This is a genomic window from Microbacterium sp. H1-D42, assembly GCF_022637555.1.
GTDB lineage: Bacteria > Actinomycetota > Actinomycetes > Actinomycetales > Microbacteriaceae > Microbacterium.
On the sequence record NZ_CP093342.1, the window covers coordinates 2547546 to 2563662 of the forward strand.

Consider the following 16117-nt stretch of genomic DNA (forward strand, 5'->3'; position numbering starts at 1 on the left):
GCTCACGCGTCCGAGGAAGCCGCCTTCACCGGTTCGGGGAACATCGCCGTGAACAGATTGCCGACCCACTCGATCAGATCCGCATCGACCGGCATCGGCACGACCAGCGCCTCTCCCCCGCCCACGAGCTTCGCCTTCGGATACAGCCGCTGCAGGCGCACCTTCATGGAATCCTCGAAGCGCGCCGGCGCGACGCGCAGGTTCGACCCCATCGCGACGACGTCCGAGAGTCCGGCCCTGGCCGCCCGGCGGCGCAGCCGTGCCACCTTCACCAGCGTGGTGACCTCGTCGGGGAACGCGCCGTACCGGTCGACGAGCTCTTCCACGACCAGGTCGATCGCGTCGTCGGCGACACCGAGCCCTGTCGCGGCAGACAGCTTCTGGTAGGCCTCCAACCGCAGCCGCTCACTGTCAATGTAGTGCTCGGGGATCCGGGCATCCACCGGCAGCTCCAGTCGCAGCTCCACCTCGCTCGAGGTGTCCTCACCACGGAACGTCGCCACCGCCTCGCCGACCATTCGGAGGTAGAGGTCGAAGCCGACGCCAGCGATGTGACCTGCCTGCTCGGCGCCGAGCATGTTGCCCGCACCGCGCAGCTCGAGGTCCTTCAGCGCGACCTGCATGCCGCTGCCGAGCTCGTTGTTCACCGCGATCGTCTGCAGCCGATCGGCAGCCGTCTCGCTGAGCGGCTTCATGTCGTCGTAGAGGAAGTACGCGTAGGCGCGGTCGCGCCCGCGCCCGACTCGCCCCCGGAGCTGGTGCAGCTGCGCAAGGCCGTATTTGTCGGCGCGGTCGATGATGATCGTGTTGGCATTCGAGATGTCAAGGCCCGTCTCGATGATCGTCGTAGAGACGAGCACGTCGTACTTGCGCTCCCAGAAGTCGTCGACGACCTGCTCGAGCTGATGCTCAGCCATCCTGCCGTGCGCGACGGCGATGCGCGCTTCTGGCACCAGCTCGGCGAGCTCGGACGCCACGCGCTGGATGGACTGCACGCGGTTGTGCACGAAGAAGATCTGCCCTTCACGCAGGATCTCGCGGCGGATTGCCGCGCCGATCTGCTTGTCGCTGCGCGGGCCGACGAAGGAGAGGATCGGATGCCGGTCCTCAGGAGGGGTCTGCAGCGTCGACATCTCACGGATGCCGGTGACCGCCATCTCGAGCGTGCGCGGGATCGGGGTGGCGCTCATGGCGAGGATGTCGACGTTCGTCTTCATCTTCTTCAGGGCGTCCTTGTGTTCGACGCCGAAACGCTGCTCCTCGTCGATGATCATCAGACCCAGGTCCTTGAAGATGACCTGGTCGGTGAGGATGCGGTGCGTGCCGATGACCATGTCGACCGATCCGTCAAGCAGCCCCTGCAGTACGAGCCTCGCCTCTTTGTCGGTCTGGAACCGCGAGAGCGGGCGCACCTTCACCGGGAAGCCCGCGAAGCGCTCGGTGAACGTCTCGAAGTGCTGCTTGACGAGCAGGGTGGTCGGCACCAGCATGGCGACCTGCTTGCCCTCCTGGATCGCCTTGAACGCGGCGCGTACGGCGACCTCGGTCTTGCCGAAGCCCACGTCACCGCTGAGCAGGCGGTCCATCGGGATCGGCCGCTCCATGTCGGCCTTGATCTCATCGATCGTCTGCAGCTGGTCCGGCGTCTCGGCGAACGGGAACGCCTCTTCGAGCTCGCGCTGCCACGGTGTGTCCGGCCCGAACGCATGCCCCTTCGCGCTCATCCGCGCCGAGTACAGCTTGACCAGCTCGACGGCGATGTCGCGTACCGCCTTGCGGGCCTTGCCCTTCGCGGCTGCCCAGTCGCTGCCGCCCATCTTCGACAGCACGGGGGCCTCACCGCCGACGTATTTCGAGAGCAGGTCGAGCTGGTCGGTGGGCACGAACAGCTTGTCGCCTGGATAGCCGCGCTTGGACGGCGCATACTCGAGCACGAGGTACTCGCGAGTGGTCTTGACGGCGTTGCGTCCACCGCTGGACACTTCGCGCTTGGTCAGCTCGACGAAGCGGCCGATGCCGTGCGTGTTGTGCACGACGAAGTCGCCGGGCTTCAGCTGCAGCGGGTCTACGACGTTGCGACGGCGGGACGCCAGCTTCTTGACCATCCGCTGATCGCCACCGATGGTGCGCCCGTAGAACTCGTTGTCGGTGAGGACGGCGATCTTCGCATCCGGCACCTGGAAGCCCGACTCGACGGTCGCCGCGACGATGCTCGCCACACCGCCCTCCGGCGCGTCTTCGAGGTCGTCCATGATCCGCGCGGCAAGGCCGCGGTCACTCAGCACGTCGCGCGCGCGCTCGACCAGCCCCTGGCCGGACGCGACGATGACGACCCGCCAGCCCTCACTGAGCCGCGCCTCGACGAATGCGATCGCGCCGTCGACGTTGCCGTGGAACGAGGGGATCACCGAGGAGTCGAGGTTCGCGGCATCATCATCGTCGGTCGCGAACGGGCTCAGCCGCCACCACACGCCGTCGCGGTCCCGCACGATCTCGCGCAGGCGGGCGAGCGAGATGAAATCGCCCGCACCGAGGTCGATCGGAGCGGATGCCCCTGAGGTGGCCGCACTCCAGGCGGCGTCAAGGAATTCGCGGTTGGTCTCACCGAGGTTCTGCGCCCTTGCGCTGGAGCGCTCGGGGTCGATGACGGCGGTGGCGGAGTGCGCGGGAAGGTACTCGGCGAGAGTCACCAGTGGGCCGGCGACGGCGGGCAGCAGAGATTCCATGCCCTCGACCGGGATGCCCTCTGACATCTTCTCGAGCATGCCGGCGATGGCGGGGAACTGCCCCACGAGCGCCCCGGCGCGCTCGCGCACCTCGGTGGTCAGCAGCAGTTCGCGGCTGGCCGGCAGTTCGACGGTTTCGACATCGCCGGGCAGCGAGCGCTGGTCGGCGACCGAGAACGCCCGGATCTGGTCGATCTCGTCGCCGAAGAACTCCACTCGCAGCGGGTGGTCGGCAGTCGGCGGGAACACATCGAGGATGCCACCGCGCACCGCGAACTCGCCACGCCTCGACACCATGTCGACGCGCGTGTAGGCACGCTCGACGAGCTGCTCGATGGCCTGCTCGAGTTCGATCCCGCGGCCGCCGATCTTCAGTTCGAGCGGGGCGGCGTCGCCGAGGTTGGCGGCCAGCGGCTGCAGGGCGGCGCGCACCGAGGCCACGACGACGAGCGGGCGCTCGGCAGTCCACGTGGTGACGCGGCGCAGGGTGTCCAAGCGGTGCCCGACGGTATCGGGGCTGGGGCTCAGGCGCTCGTGCGGCAGCGTCTCCCAGGCCGGGAAGGTGAGGATCTCGGCTTGCGGCAGGTAGGCCTGGAGCGCCGTCGCGACCGATTCGGTCCGGCGGCCGGTGGGCGTGACGATGAGCGCGGATGCCGGATGCCCGGCGGCCGCGCGCTTCTCGAGCAGCCCCGCGACGATCGGCGCGTCGAGCCCGTCGACGGCGGAGATGTCGGCATCGGTCTGCGCCCAGGTGAGGGCGTCACGGTAAAGGTTCGCCTCTTCCAAGGCGCGCAGAATCCCCGGAACAGTCACCGCAGAAGTCTACGCGGGGCCGGGGACATCGGGAGTCTTCGGCGGGCGCGGGCGGCGGGCCGCGCGGAACCCCTCCACCGCCAGCAGCGTGAGCGCGACGGCGAGGACGCCGTAGACGATGGCATCCGCGCCCTGCATCCGCTCCCCCAGCAGCAAGGCGACGGCGACGAGCATCACGGGCTCGACATACCCGAGCAGCCCGAAGACCGGCATGGACAGCAGGTAGGACGCGCCGAGGTAGAACGTCATCGCCACCGCACTCGCGAGGCCGATGGCCGCGAGCGCCATGTACTCACGCGCCGACGGTTCGACGGGCGCCGCGGTGACGAGCGCCAGGATGGCGACGGGCGTGAGCAGCGTCACCTCCCACCCGAACGCCATCGGTCCGTCAAGGCCGAAGCGCTGACGCAGCACGAAGTACAGCGCATACGGAACGCAGATCATCAGCGTCACCCATGACAGCTCGGGTGTCGCGATGAGCTTCACGACGACCGCGACCGCGGCGAGGCTGACGACCAGCCACTGCATGCGACTCACATGCGCCTTCATCAGGAAGCGTCCCGCGAGCACCAGAGAGATCGGCAGCAGCAGGAACCCCAGCGCCGCATCCAGGCCCCGCCCATGCATCGGCGCCCACATGAAGAGCCACAGCTGCACGCCGGCGATGGTGGTGAGCAGAAGGCTGAGCAGGGGCATCCACCACCGCGCGCGCAGCCGACGCCACAACACGCCGACCTCTCGCCGCACCGCCGGATGCAGGAGCGCCACGGCGTAGCAGAGCACCGTGAGCAGCACGCGCGCGGCGAAGACGACCTCGGCCGACGAGGTGACCAGCGTCGACAGGTAGAACATGCCGGCGAAGAGTGCGGATGCCAGCAGCGAGAAGACCACGCCTCGCGGCGAAGAGCGTTGCTCGACCACGGCTGTCCTCCTCGGGTGACGGCGAACGGCCGCAGTGCAATTGTACTGGCGGGCGAGTTTTGCCCGGCTGTCCGCGACGCCGTTACGCTGGCGCGATGGAACCGGTGACCCTGCGTACAGAACGGCTCGTCCTCAGCATCCCCACGATGGCGGATGTGGATGCCATCACCGCGGCCTGCCAGGATCCCGAGGTGCCGCGCTGGACCACTGTGCCGACCCCGTACTCGCGTCAGAACGGTGTCGACTTCGTAAACCTGGTCGCAGGCTGGTGGGCTGACGGCGTGGAGACCGTCTGGGCGATCCGGTCAGGTGGCGAACTCGCCGGCATGATCGGCCTGCATAAGATCGAGCAGCACCCGCATGGCGGCGAGGCCGAAATCGGATTCTGGGGCGCGGCGGCATTCCGCGGTCAGGGTGTCATGGGCGAGGCGTCACGCGCGGTCATCGAGTACGGCTTCGGCGACCTGAAGCTCGCCCGACTGAGCTGGCGCGCTGTCGCGGACAACATCCCATCCGCTCGCACCGCTCGGAGGCTGGGCTTCCGTTACGAGGGCATGCTGCGTCAGGGCCTGACCAGTTCGCGGGGCCGCGACGACGGGTGGATCGCCGGCCTGCTGGCATCCGACGACCGCACGCCGGTGGAGTGGCCCGTCCTCGACTGAGCCGCCTGGCCGAACACGGTCCGGATGTCGGCACCGCGTGACAGGATGTCTGCATGCCCGAGATGCCGGAGGTGCAGGGTCTGGTCGCGTTCCTCGGCGAGCGCGCGGTGGGTCATGCGATCACGCGCACGAGCGTGGGCGAGATCGCCGCACTGAAGACGTACGATCCGCCCAACACGGCGCTGCACGGTGCGACGATCACCGGCGCATCCCGGCAGGGCAAGTTCGTCGTGCTCAGCCTCGGCGACGATCTGCACCTGGTGTTCCATCTGGCGAAGGCCGGCTGGCTGCGCTGGTACGACACACTGCCGACCACGCTGATCAAGCCGGGCAAGTCCCCCATCGCGCTGCGCGTCGCGTTCGACGACGGCAGCGGCTTCGATCTCACCGAGGCGGGCACCAAGAAGTCCCTCGCCTACTACGTCGTGCGCGACCCGCAAGATGTCCCCGGCATCGCGCGACTGGGGCCGGACCCGCTCGATGAGACCTTCACCCGCGAGGCTTTCGCGGCGCTGCTGGCAGGCCGCCGCACCCAGATCAAGGGTCTGCTGCGCGATCAGGGCCTGATCGCCGGAATCGGCAACGCGTACAGCGATGAGATCCTGCACGCCGCGAAGATGTCTCCGTACGCACCCGCCGCGAACCTCGACGACGACGAGATCGACCGGCTGTACTCGGCGATGCAGACCACGCTGCGAGAGGCCATCAGCGAGGCAGCAGGCAAGCCACCCGCGGACCTGAAGGACGCCAAGCGTGCCGGCTTCCAGGTGCATGCCAGGCGGGGTGAGGCGTGCCCGGTCTGCGGCGACACCGTGCACAGCGTGTTCTTCGCGGACAGAAGCCTGGAGTACTGCCCCACCTGCCAGACCGGCGGCAAGGTGCTCGCAGACCGGCGCCTCTCACGCCTGTTGAAGTAGGTCGAAAACCAGCCGAAACAATGGTTGACAGCGTTTGTTAACCATCCGTATCATTTCGGCAACCGCGTGTTTGCGGAAACATTCGACGAAGGTGATCTCAATGCTGAGAAGACAGAAGTTCGTTCGCAGATTCACCGCCGGAGGCGCAGCACTCGCCACCGGCGCAGCCCTGGTCCTGACCGCTCTCCCCGCTTCCCCCGCCCTGGCTGCCGGCGGCGCCACCCCTGGCGAGGGCGAGAACATCGCCCTCGCCGCCAAGGGCGGCAGCGTGACGGCCACTGGCCAGGAGGTGGCTGACCGATGGGGTCCAGCGCTCGTCATCGACGGCGTGAGGAACCCGTCGGCTCCTTCGCGCGACCAGTCGCGCTGGTCGTCGAACACGGCCGATGACGCCTCGATCACCGTCGAACTCGCTGAGCCGGCGGTGATCGATCACATCGCCATCGAGTGGGAGGACGCGTGCGCGGCGAAGTACAAGCTGCAGGTCTCGACCGATGGCGAGACCTTCGTCGACGCGACCGATGTGATCACCCCGGTATGCGGGCTCCGAGACGTGCAGAAGCTCACCAAGGCGGACACCGCGAAGGCATACTCGCACGTGCGCATGCAAGGGCTGGAGCGCACGCCGATCGGCGGCCAGAAGTATGGCATGTCGATGTGGGAGTTCGAGGTGTGGGACGGGGCCGAACCGGTCGTGGTCCCCTCTCGCACGGACACCCTCGTGCCGCTGCCGCAGAGCGTCACGTCTGTCGCCGACGCGCCGGACTTCGTGCTCGCACCGGATGCCCGCATCGTCGCGGATCCCGCGATGCAGAACAGCGCGGAGCACCTCGCCGATCTGCTGCGCGGATCAACCGGGTTTGCGCTCCCATTGGCTGCAGATCCCCGTGACGGCGACATCGTCCTCGCGCAGGGCGATGTCACCGGGTTCGAGGGGCAGGAAGAGGCCTATGCCTTGACCGCAGGCAGCACCGGCATCCGCATCACCTCGGCTACCGACCACGGGGCGTTCAACGCTGTGCAGACACTGCGTCAGCTGTTCCCCGCCTTCGTCGAGTCCGACACCGAGGTCGTCGTGGACTGGACGGTTCCGGCCGTCGAGATCGCCGATGCGCCGCGGTTCTCGCACCGAGGATCGATGCTCGACGTCGCTCGCTCCTTCCTCACCGTCGACGAGGTCAAGGCCTACCTCGACTCCATGGCCGCCTTCAAGCTCGACACACTGCACTTCCACCTGGCCGACGACCAGGGCTGGCGTCTGGAGATCACGAACGAGGGCAAGGCCCCTGGTGACACGATCGACTACTCGCAGCTCACCAAGCGGTCCGGCGCCACTGCCATGACCCAGCAGGGGTTCAAGAACGAGCTCGGTCGCACGGGCTACTACACGCAGGAGCAGTACAAGGACATCGTCGCCTACGCGGCTGATCTGCACATCACCGTCATCCCCGAGATCGACACCCCCTCGCACACCAACGCTGCGCTGCATGCGATCCCCGAGCTGAACACGGCGGGAACGCGCCCTGGGGCTGACGAATCGGGTCGAGTCCCCGCGAACGGCACCGGCAGCGTCGGGTACTCGACGATGGATGCGAACTCCGAGGCCACCTGGGTGTTCCTCGAGCACGTCCTGACGCAGCTGGCGGCCATCACCCCCGGCGAGTACATCCACGTCGGTGGCGACGAGTCACATGTCACCCCGCACGACGACTACGTGAAGTTCATCACTCGCTCGGTCGAGCTGGTGCACAGCCTGGACAAGAAGATGATGGGCTGGAACGAGGCATCGATCGGCGGCGTGCAGACCGATGACGCCATCCAGTACTGGGTCGGCGGAACAGCCGACACGCTCGACGCGGTCAAGAACAAGGGCGCCAAGCTGGTGCTCTCACGCAGCAACAGCGCCTACCTCGACATGAAGTACAACAGCAAGACGCCCATCGGTCTCACCTGGGCAGGCATCGGCGACTTCCCGAAGTACTACGACTGGGATCCGGCGACCGTCGTCACGGATGCCGGCGCGAAGCTGCCGGACGAGTACATCCTCGGCGTCGAGGGCCCGATGTGGGCGGAGACGATCCGCGGCGGCGAGCAGGCCGAGTTCCTGGGCTTCCCCCGGGTGATCTCACACGCCGAGATCGGCTGGACCCCCCAGGCTCAGCGTGACGTCACGGACTTCACGAAGCGGATGGGTTCTGTCGGCGAACGTCTGCTGGCGATGGATACGAACTTCTACGACGGCGCCAGTGCCGAGTGGAGCTGGTCGGCCGCCGGCGTGCCGGTGGCAGTGTCGCCCGATCGTGATCTCACTCTCTCTGTTGCCACCGTCGCCGCACCGGGTACCAAGACCACCGAGGATGCGACAGGGATCGCCGTCGACCGCGTCGACGATGCCGACGGTGTGAGCGCATCGAAGATGCAGAACACCGTGACCGCGACGATCGACTGGGGTGACGGGACTGCCGAGTCGGCAGCGACCTTCCGCACGGACGAAGCGCGCAACGCGCTGCGCGCCGCGGGCCTGTATGAGGTGCGCGGGCAACACTCCTACGCTGAGGCCGGCGACTACAAGGGCACCGTGACCTTCTCGGACGGCACCGTCGCGGAGTTCACCACGACCGTCGCCGACGGCACCCCCGACCCGGCCGTGGACGAGGAATGGGATGACTCCGTCACCCCGAAGGTCGACGTCGCCGCCGCTGTGAACGCGGGTGATCGCCTGCCAGGCACACTCTCGGGCTTCGAGCCCGGCTCGTACGTGACCATCACCATCGGCGATCGCGAACTGGGCACGGTGCGACCGGACGAGGACGGCGAGTTCGCCCTGTCGCTGCCTGTCATCCCCGAGACGTACAGCGGCACCTACGCGGTGACCGCGACGCTCGGCGATCGCACCGCCTCCGATGAGACCGTCATCAAGTCGTCGCTGGTGCCACTCACGAACCGGCTCGACCAGTCGGTGCTGTCCGTGGTGGGCGTCGATTCCGAGGAGACTGTCGGCGAGCAGGCCGGCGCCGCGAACGCGATCGATGGCGATCCGAGCACGTTCTGGCACACCCAGTGGCAGGGCGGCGCTCCCGAGTACCCGCACTGGATCACGCTGGATCTCGGCGCCGAATACGACATCACCGGCTTCGCCTACACCCAGCGCGCCGGTCAGTCGAACGGCCGGATGAAGGAGTTCGAGGTCTACGTCAGCGACTCCGCCGAGGAGTTCGGTGACGCGGCCTACGCGGGGTCGTTCCTCGACCTGACCCGTGAGCAGGTGTTCGAGTTCGACAAGGCGGCCCGCGGTCGCTACCTCAAGCTCGTCGGTCTGTCGTCGATCAGCGGCAACGCGTTCGGCGGCGCAGCGGAGATCAGCGTCGGCGCAGTCGAGCCCGGTGCGGAACCCACTGAGCCCACCGTCGAGCTCACCTCGGCCGAGGTGGCTCGCGGAGGAACGGCGTCGCTGTCGGCCGAGGGACTCGCGCCCGACGCCGAGACCGCCGTGCACCTGGTTCCGATCGACGTGGACAAGGGCTCCGGCAAGACGATCGTGCTGAAGGACAAGCTGCGCACAGATGCGGATGGCGCCGTCGTCGCTGAGATCGCAGTGCCCAACAAGGCGCACGAGGGCAGCTATGAGCTGGTGCTCGTGCAGACCGTCGACGGTGAGCCGATCGAGGCGCGGACGCCTTTGACAGTCACTCCGAAGAAGGGCTGAGATCAGGCGATCCGCCCCGCGGCAGGTCGATCCGACGAGGATCAGCCTGCTGCGGGGCGGATCGCCTGTTCTCGTAGAGGAAACTCGACCGCGCGCCCGGGAATGATTCCGCCCCGCTCACGTTGAGTACACTCAGAAGCATCAAAGTGCTCCGGGGTCGGTGTGAATCCGAACCGGCGGTGACAGTCCGCGAACGCCTGGCGACAGGCGCCGATCCGGTGGAATTCCGGAACCGACGGTGATGCGAGCGAAAGCTCGCTAGTCCGGAAGAGAGGCAGCACGAGCGACGCGAAAGCGCCCGCTGCCATCCCCGGGATCCCAGAAAAGGATGACCGATGGCAGTGACCGAGACCGAACGCGACGCCATGCGACGTGCTCTCTCGCTCGCGACGAACGGCCCCCTCGGCATCAACCCGCAGGTCGGCGCCGTCATCCTCTCCCCCGCAGGCGACATCCTCGCCGAGGGGTGGCACCGTGGCGCGGGCACGGCCCACGCCGAGGTCGACGCGCTCTCGAAGCTGACATCGGATGCCACGCGCGGGGCGACCGCGATCGTGACCCTTGAGCCGTGCAACCACACCGGCCGCACTGGCCCGTGCGCGCAGGCGCTGATCGACGCCGGCATCGCCCGTGTCATCTACGCACTCGATGATCCCGGCGACCACTCCAGCGGCGGCGCCGACCGGCTGCGCGCGGCCGGTGTCGACGTCATCGCCGGGGAGCAGATGGATGCTGCCGAAGCGCTGATCCACGACTGGCTGGTCTTCCACCGCCTCGGGCGTCCGCACGTCACCGTGAAGTGGGCTCAAAGCCTGGATGGCCGCGCGGCAGCATCCGACGGCACCAGCCAGTGGATCACCGGACCTGACGCCCGCGCGGACGTGCACCGCCGCCGCGCCGACGCCGACGCGATCGTCGTCGGCACCGGCACCGTGCTCGCCGACGACCCGGCGCTCACGGCGCGCGACGGCGCCGCGCTCTACCCGCGCCAGCCCATGCCGGTCGTGATCGGGCAGCGGGAGACCCCATCGGATGCTGCCGTGCGTCAGCATCCGATCACTCCGCTCTTCTACGACACCCGCGATCTCACCGCCGTCCTCGCCGACCTCGGGGCGCGCGGCGTGCAGCGGGTCTTCGTCGAGGGAGGGCCGACTCTGGCGAGCGCCTTCATCGCCGCCGGCTTCGCCGACACCGTGCTCGCGTACATCGCGCCGGTGCTGCTGGGCGGCAACCGCCTCGCCCTGACCGACATCGGCGTCGCCACGATCGGCGACGCCCGACGACTGCAGATCGATGAGTGGAGGCCGCTCGGAGCGGATCTGCTGGCCATCGCACATCCCGTCTCAGCCCCCATTCATCCCATCGCGCAACCGGAAGGAAGCTGATGTTCACCGGAATCATCGAGGAGATCGGCGAGATCGCCGCGATCTCACCCTCAGGAGACGGCTGGCGGCTCACCGTGCGTGCCCCGAAAGCCGCATCGGATGCCGTGCACGGCGAGTCCATCGCGGTGAGCGGCGTGTGCCTGACGGTCGTCGGCTCCACCTCCGACACGTTCGACGCCGACGTCATGAAGCAGACGCTCGACGTCTCAGCGCTGGGCGCTGTCGTCGTCGGCACGCGCGTGAACATCGAGAAGGCCATGCCGGTGGGCGCCCGCCTTGGCGGCCACATCGTGCAGGGCCACGTCGACGGCACCGGCACCGTGCTCGAGGTGCGACCGGGCGCGCAATGGCGCGTACTGCGCATCAGTCTGCCCGCCGACCTCGCGCCGCTCGTGGTCGACAAGGGCTCGATCAGCGTCGCCGGCACCTCTCTCACGGTGAGCGCCGTCAGCGACTCCGCCAGCGCCGACGCCTGGTTCGAGGTCTCGCTGATCCCCGAGACCCTCGACGCGACCGTCCTCGGCGCCCTTGCCGTCGGCGACGTCCTCAACCTCGAGACCGACATCCTTGCCCGCCATGTGGAGCGTCTGCTGGCGTTCCGTTCCCTTCCGGAAGGAGGCTCACGATGAGCCTTTCCCCCATCGCCGAGGCGCTCGACGCGCTGCGCGCCGGTCGCCCCGTCATCGTCGCCGACGACGAGAACCGCGAGAACGAAGGCGACATCATCATCTCCGCCGAGCTCGCCACCCCTGAGGTGATGGCCTGGATGGTGCGCTGGACGTCCGGCCTGATCTGCGCGCCGATGCCCGCCGACCTCGCCGACAAACTGAACCTGCCGCCGATGGTCGAGAACAACGAGGACGCGCGCACCACCGCCTACACGGTCAGTGTGGATGCTGCGACCGGTGTCACCACCGGCATCAGCGCGCACGACCGCGCGCTGACGCTGAACGTGCTCGCGAATCCGGAGTCCACGAGCGCGAGCGTTATCCGCCCAGGGCACATCCTGCCGCTGCGCGCCGTCGACGGCGGCGTGCGCGAGCGCGCCGGACACACCGAAGCGGCCGTCGAGCTGATGCGCCTGGCAGGTCTCCACCCGGTCGGCGCGATCGCCGAGGTCGTCGCAGAGGACGGCAGCATGATGCGCCTGCCAGGGCTGCTCGAGCTCGGCGAGCGCGACAACGTCCCGGTGATCACCATCGAGCAGATGATCGCGCATCTGAACGAGCACCAGCCGCTCGATGCCTCGGCGCCGAAGCCCGCGCAGCGCCGGGTGAGCCTGCGCGCAGACGCCAACGTGCCGACCACGCACGGCGACTTCCGCATCCTCGCCTACAAGGACCGCGTCACCGGCACCGACCACCTCGCGATCATCTCGGGCGCCCTCGATGAGACCGCACTCGTGCGAGTGCACTCCGAGTGCCTCACCGGCGAAGCCCTCGGCTCACTGAAGTGCGAGTGCGGGCCGCAGCTGCAGAGCGCGCTCGACCTCATCGAGAAGGAGAGCGGCGTCGTGATCTACATGCGCGGCCACGAGGGTCGAGGCATCGGGCTGATCAACAAGCTGCGCGCGTACAGCCTGCAGGAGGACGGTCTCGACACCGTGGATGCCAACCTCGCCCTCGGCCTGCCGGCGGACGCCAGGGACTATGCCGCAGCGGCGGGCATCCTCACGGACCTCGGCATCTCGAAGGTGCGCCTGCTGACGAACAACACCGACAAGGTCGCGAAGCTGCGCGAACTCGGACTCGACGTCGTCGAGCAGGTGCCGCTGATCGTCGGCGTCGGACCCAACAACCACCAGTATCTCGAGACCAAGCGCGACCGCATGGGCCACATCATCGGCGAAGCCGAGCTGGCCGAGGCACTCGCCCACGGAAAGGACCACGCATGAGCGGCGCAGGAGCACCCACCACCGAGTCCCCCCTCGACGGCAGCGGCCTTCGGGTCGTCGTGATCGCCGGCACTTGGCACGAGGTCATCTCGAACGGCCTGATCGCCGGTGCGCAGCGCACGCTGGATGCCGCCGGCGCCGAGCATTCGCTGGTGCGGGTTCCGGGTTCGTTCGAGCTGGCCGTGGCCGCGCAAGCCGCCTTCGCCGGCGGCGCCGACGCCGTGGTCGCGCTCGGCGTGATCATCCGCGGTGGTACGCCGCACTTCGAGTACGTCTCGGCGGCGACCACGGACGGCCTGACGCGGGTGTCGCTGGATGCCGGCAAGCCGGTCGGCTTCGGGCTGCTCACCCTCGACGACGAGCAGCAGGGCCTTGATCGCGCCGGGCTCCCCGGTTCGATGGAGGACAAGGGCGCCGAAGCGGCGGATGCTGCCGTGCGCACCGCTCTGGTCGTGCGGGCGCTGCGCGGCTGACGCTTATCAGATCCCATGGGGGCGCGCAGGTGGCTACCCTAGGCACATGGAGACCCTGCGGCACATCGTCCTGTTCATCCACCTGATCGGCTTCGCCCTGCTCTTCGGAGCCTGGGCCGTGCAGGCCTTCGGCGGCAAGCACGAGGTGACGCGCCTCATGCAGATCGGCATCTCGATCGCCGCAGTCGCGGGACTCGCACTGGCTGCGCCGTGGGGGGTGCCAGAGGGCGTCGAGTTCAACTACGCCAAGATCGGCACCAAGCTCGTCGTGCTGCTCGTCATCGGCGCTTTCCTCGGCATCGGCCAGGCCCGCCAGAAGAAGTCCGGCGCTGTCCCGCCGGTGCTGTTCTGGGGCATCGGCGTGCTGACGCTGGTGAACGCCGGTATCGCCGTCCTCTGGTGACGTCAGGCGGCCGTTCGCGCCGCATAAGATCGATATATTGCCGTGTGCGCATCAAAGAGGCTGACGCGCCGTTCCGGTGACACCGTGTTGTGTTCCCGTCGGCAATCCTGCAATCCGTGTTGCCTCACTGATTGGAATCCTCATGCGCAAACTGCTCAGCACCGCTGTAGTCCTGTCCGCTTCCGTTCTCGTTCTCGCCGGCTGCAGCAGCAGCGGTGACGGCGGGGGCGCCTCTGCCGAGGGCCTGAAGGGCACCGGCAGCGGCGACAGCTGCGTCATCGACGCGACGGTTCCCGTCGGCGCGGCGCTCAGCCTCACCGGTGGCGCAGCGAGCTACGGCGAATCTCAGCAGAAGGGTCTCGAGCTCGCCCTCGAGGACCTCAACGCCAAGGACGGCGTGAAGTACGAGCTCACCGTCGAGGACGACGGCACCGACCCGCGGCAGGCGATGAGCGTGTTCGAGGGCTTCGTGGCCGACGGCACCAGCACCATCATCGGGCCCACGCTGTCGAACACCGCGTTCCAGGCACAGCCGATCGCGCAGGAGGCCGGCGTGCCGGTGCTCGCCATCTCGAACACCGCCACCGGCATCACCGAGCAGGGCGACTTCATCTTCCGCGACTCGCTGACCGAAGCGCAGGTGATCCCGCAGACCATCGAGGCCGCCAAGGACAAGCTCGGCCTGAAGAAGGTCGTCGTGATGTACAGCAACGACGACGCCTTCACCGAGTCGGGCTTCCAGGTGATGGAGTCGGCGCTCAAGGACCAGGGCGTCGAGATCGTCGACACTCTCAAGTTCTCGGTCAAGGACACCGACTTCCGCAGCCTGCTGACCACCGCCAAGCAGAGCGACCCCGATGCCATCGTCGTGTCGGCCCTGATCGAGGCGGCCATCCCGCTGGTGACCCAGGCGCGTGAGCTGGGCATCGACCAGCCGATCATCGGCGGCAACGGCTTCAACAACCCGGCGCTGATGAAGGACGCGGGTGAAGCAGCCGAGGGCGTGATCGTCGGCGCCGCGTGGAACTCCGCGTCCGACAGCCCTGAGAACACCGCGTTCATGAAGGCGTTCGAGGAGAAGTACGGCGCTGGCCCCGACCAGTTCGCGGCTCAGGCGTACGCCGGCATGCAGATCATCGACCACGCGGTGCGGGTGAACTGCTCCGGTGAGCGCACCGACGTGCAGGACGGCCTGACGCAGGTCAAGGACCTGCCGACCCCGCTGGGCTCGATCAGCATCAACGCCGACCGCGACGCCGAGCACCCGGCCGTCGTGCAGATCGTGAAGGACGGCAAGTTCGCCGTTCTGAACTGACCTTCTGAGCGCAGAGAACACCCATGCAGCAACTGCTGAACGGCCTGTTCCTCGGTTCGATCTACGCCCTGTTCGCCATCGGCTTCACGCTGGTGTTCGGGATCCTCGACCGACTGAACCTGGCTCATCCCGCCGCTTTCGCCGCCTCGGCGTTCTTCGGCATCTGGCTGTCGGACTCGTTCGACCTGCCCATCGCCCTGGTGCTCGTCATCGTGTTCGCGTTCGGTGCGATCCTCGGCCTGATCATCGAGCGCGTGGCGTTCCGTCCGCTGAAGGATCGTCCTGACGCGCATTTCGCGGGGCTGATCTCGTCGATTGCGATGGGCGGCATGATCATCGCCCTGCTGCAGGCCGTGTTCGGTCCGAACACCCGGCGTTTCCCGGTCGGCACGGTGCCCGATGACGCGATCGAGTTCGGCGCAGGCGTCACCGCCAGCGTGCTGCAGATCGTCATCGTGGCCGTGTCGCTCGGTCTCATGATCGGGCTGACGATCCTGGTGGGTCGCTCAGCACTGGGACGCTCCATGCGCGCTGTCGCCGAGAATCCGGGTGCTGCCCGGGTTCTCGGCGTCAACGTCGACCGGGTGACCGCGACGACCTTCGCGATCTCGACGGCACTCGGTGCGGTGGCGGGTGTGCTCTTCGCGCTGAGCGTGAACAGCGCCCAGCTGGGCATGGGGTCGGCGATCGAGTTGAAGGGCCTTGCTGTCATCATCGTCGGCGGCATGGGATCGCTGCCAGGTGCGCTCGTCGGCGGACTCATCATCGGCATCGCCGAGGTGTTCGCCATCCAGTACGTCGGCTCGAGCTGGCGCGACCTGATCGCGTTCGGGCTGCTGTTCCTGATCCTGCTCGTGCGCCCGCAGGGACTGTTCGGCAAGCGCAAGGTGCGTGAGGTCTGA

At 67.9% G+C, this 16117-nt stretch carries 12 protein-coding genes; 10 read left to right on the forward strand and 2 right to left on the reverse strand.

What is annotated here, in order from left to right:
* Nucleotides 1–2: 2 nt before the first annotated feature.
* Together mfd and MNR00_RS12225 are read right to left on the reverse strand one after the other, a co-directional pair.
* Nucleotides 3–3539 (reverse strand): transcription-repair coupling factor, encoded by a 3537-nt coding sequence (gene mfd / locus MNR00_RS12220; RefSeq protein ID WP_241926192.1) that lies wholly within the window; start codon nt 3537–3539, stop codon nt 3–5.
* Nucleotides 3540–3548: 9 nt separating this feature from the next.
* A complete protein-coding gene (locus MNR00_RS12225; RefSeq protein ID WP_241926193.1) occupies nt 3549–4460 on the reverse strand; it encodes a permease in 912 nt (303 codons plus the stop codon).
* 95 nt (nt 4461–4555) lie between these two features.
* Between MNR00_RS12225 and MNR00_RS12230 the strand changes: the two genes are divergently transcribed.
* From MNR00_RS12230 to MNR00_RS12275, 10 genes are all read left to right on the forward strand, one after another.
* Complete coding sequence (locus MNR00_RS12230) at nt 4556–5122, forward strand: GNAT family protein (RefSeq protein WP_241926194.1); 567 nt, start codon at nt 4556–4558, stop codon at nt 5120–5122.
* 53 nt (nt 5123–5175) lie between these two features.
* The gene (locus tag MNR00_RS12235; RefSeq protein ID WP_241926195.1) at nt 5176–6039 is read left to right on the forward strand and encodes a DNA-formamidopyrimidine glycosylase family protein; all 864 of its coding nucleotides are present in this window, start codon (nt 5176–5178) and stop codon (nt 6037–6039) included.
* A 100-nt stretch (nt 6040–6139) separates the two neighbouring features.
* On the forward strand, nt 6140–9745 hold the full coding sequence (locus MNR00_RS12240) for a family 20 glycosylhydrolase (protein WP_241926196.1): 3606 nt from the start codon (nt 6140–6142) through the stop codon (nt 9743–9745).
* Between the two features lie 335 nt (nt 9746–10080).
* Nucleotides 10081–11130 carry a bifunctional diaminohydroxyphosphoribosylaminopyrimidine deaminase/5-amino-6-(5-phosphoribosylamino)uracil reductase RibD gene (gene ribD, locus MNR00_RS12245; RefSeq protein ID WP_241926197.1) on the forward strand — a complete coding sequence of 350 codons (1050 nt, stop codon included), beginning with the start codon at nt 10081–10083 and terminating at the stop codon, nt 11128–11130.
* Nucleotides 11130–11759 (forward strand): riboflavin synthase, encoded by a 630-nt coding sequence (locus tag MNR00_RS12250; RefSeq protein ID WP_241926198.1) that lies wholly within the window; start codon nt 11130–11132, stop codon nt 11757–11759. The genes ribD and MNR00_RS12250 overlap by 1 nt, the downstream gene beginning before the upstream one ends.
* Complete coding sequence (gene ribA / locus MNR00_RS12255) at nt 11756–13024, forward strand: GTP cyclohydrolase II (RefSeq protein WP_241926199.1); 1269 nt, start codon at nt 11756–11758, stop codon at nt 13022–13024. The genes MNR00_RS12250 and ribA overlap by 4 nt, the downstream gene beginning before the upstream one ends.
* A complete protein-coding gene (gene ribH / locus MNR00_RS12260; RefSeq protein WP_241926200.1) occupies nt 13021–13497 on the forward strand; it encodes a 6,7-dimethyl-8-ribityllumazine synthase in 477 nt (158 codons plus the stop codon). Before ribA ends, ribH begins: the two co-directional genes overlap by 4 nt.
* 46 nt (nt 13498–13543) lie before the next feature.
* The gene (locus MNR00_RS12265) at nt 13544–13900 is read left to right on the forward strand and encodes a Fe-S protein (RefSeq protein ID WP_241926201.1); all 357 of its coding nucleotides are present in this window, start codon (nt 13544–13546) and stop codon (nt 13898–13900) included.
* Between the two features lie 142 nt (nt 13901–14042).
* Nucleotides 14043–15215 carry an ABC transporter substrate-binding protein gene (locus tag MNR00_RS12270; RefSeq protein WP_241926202.1) on the forward strand — a complete coding sequence of 391 codons (1173 nt, stop codon included), beginning with the start codon at nt 14043–14045 and terminating at the stop codon, nt 15213–15215.
* Nucleotides 15216–15238: 23 nt separating this feature from the next.
* Nucleotides 15239–16117: a branched-chain amino acid ABC transporter permease gene (locus MNR00_RS12275; protein ID WP_241926203.1), complete on the forward strand. Its 879-nt coding sequence runs from the start codon at nt 15239–15241 to the stop codon at nt 16115–16117.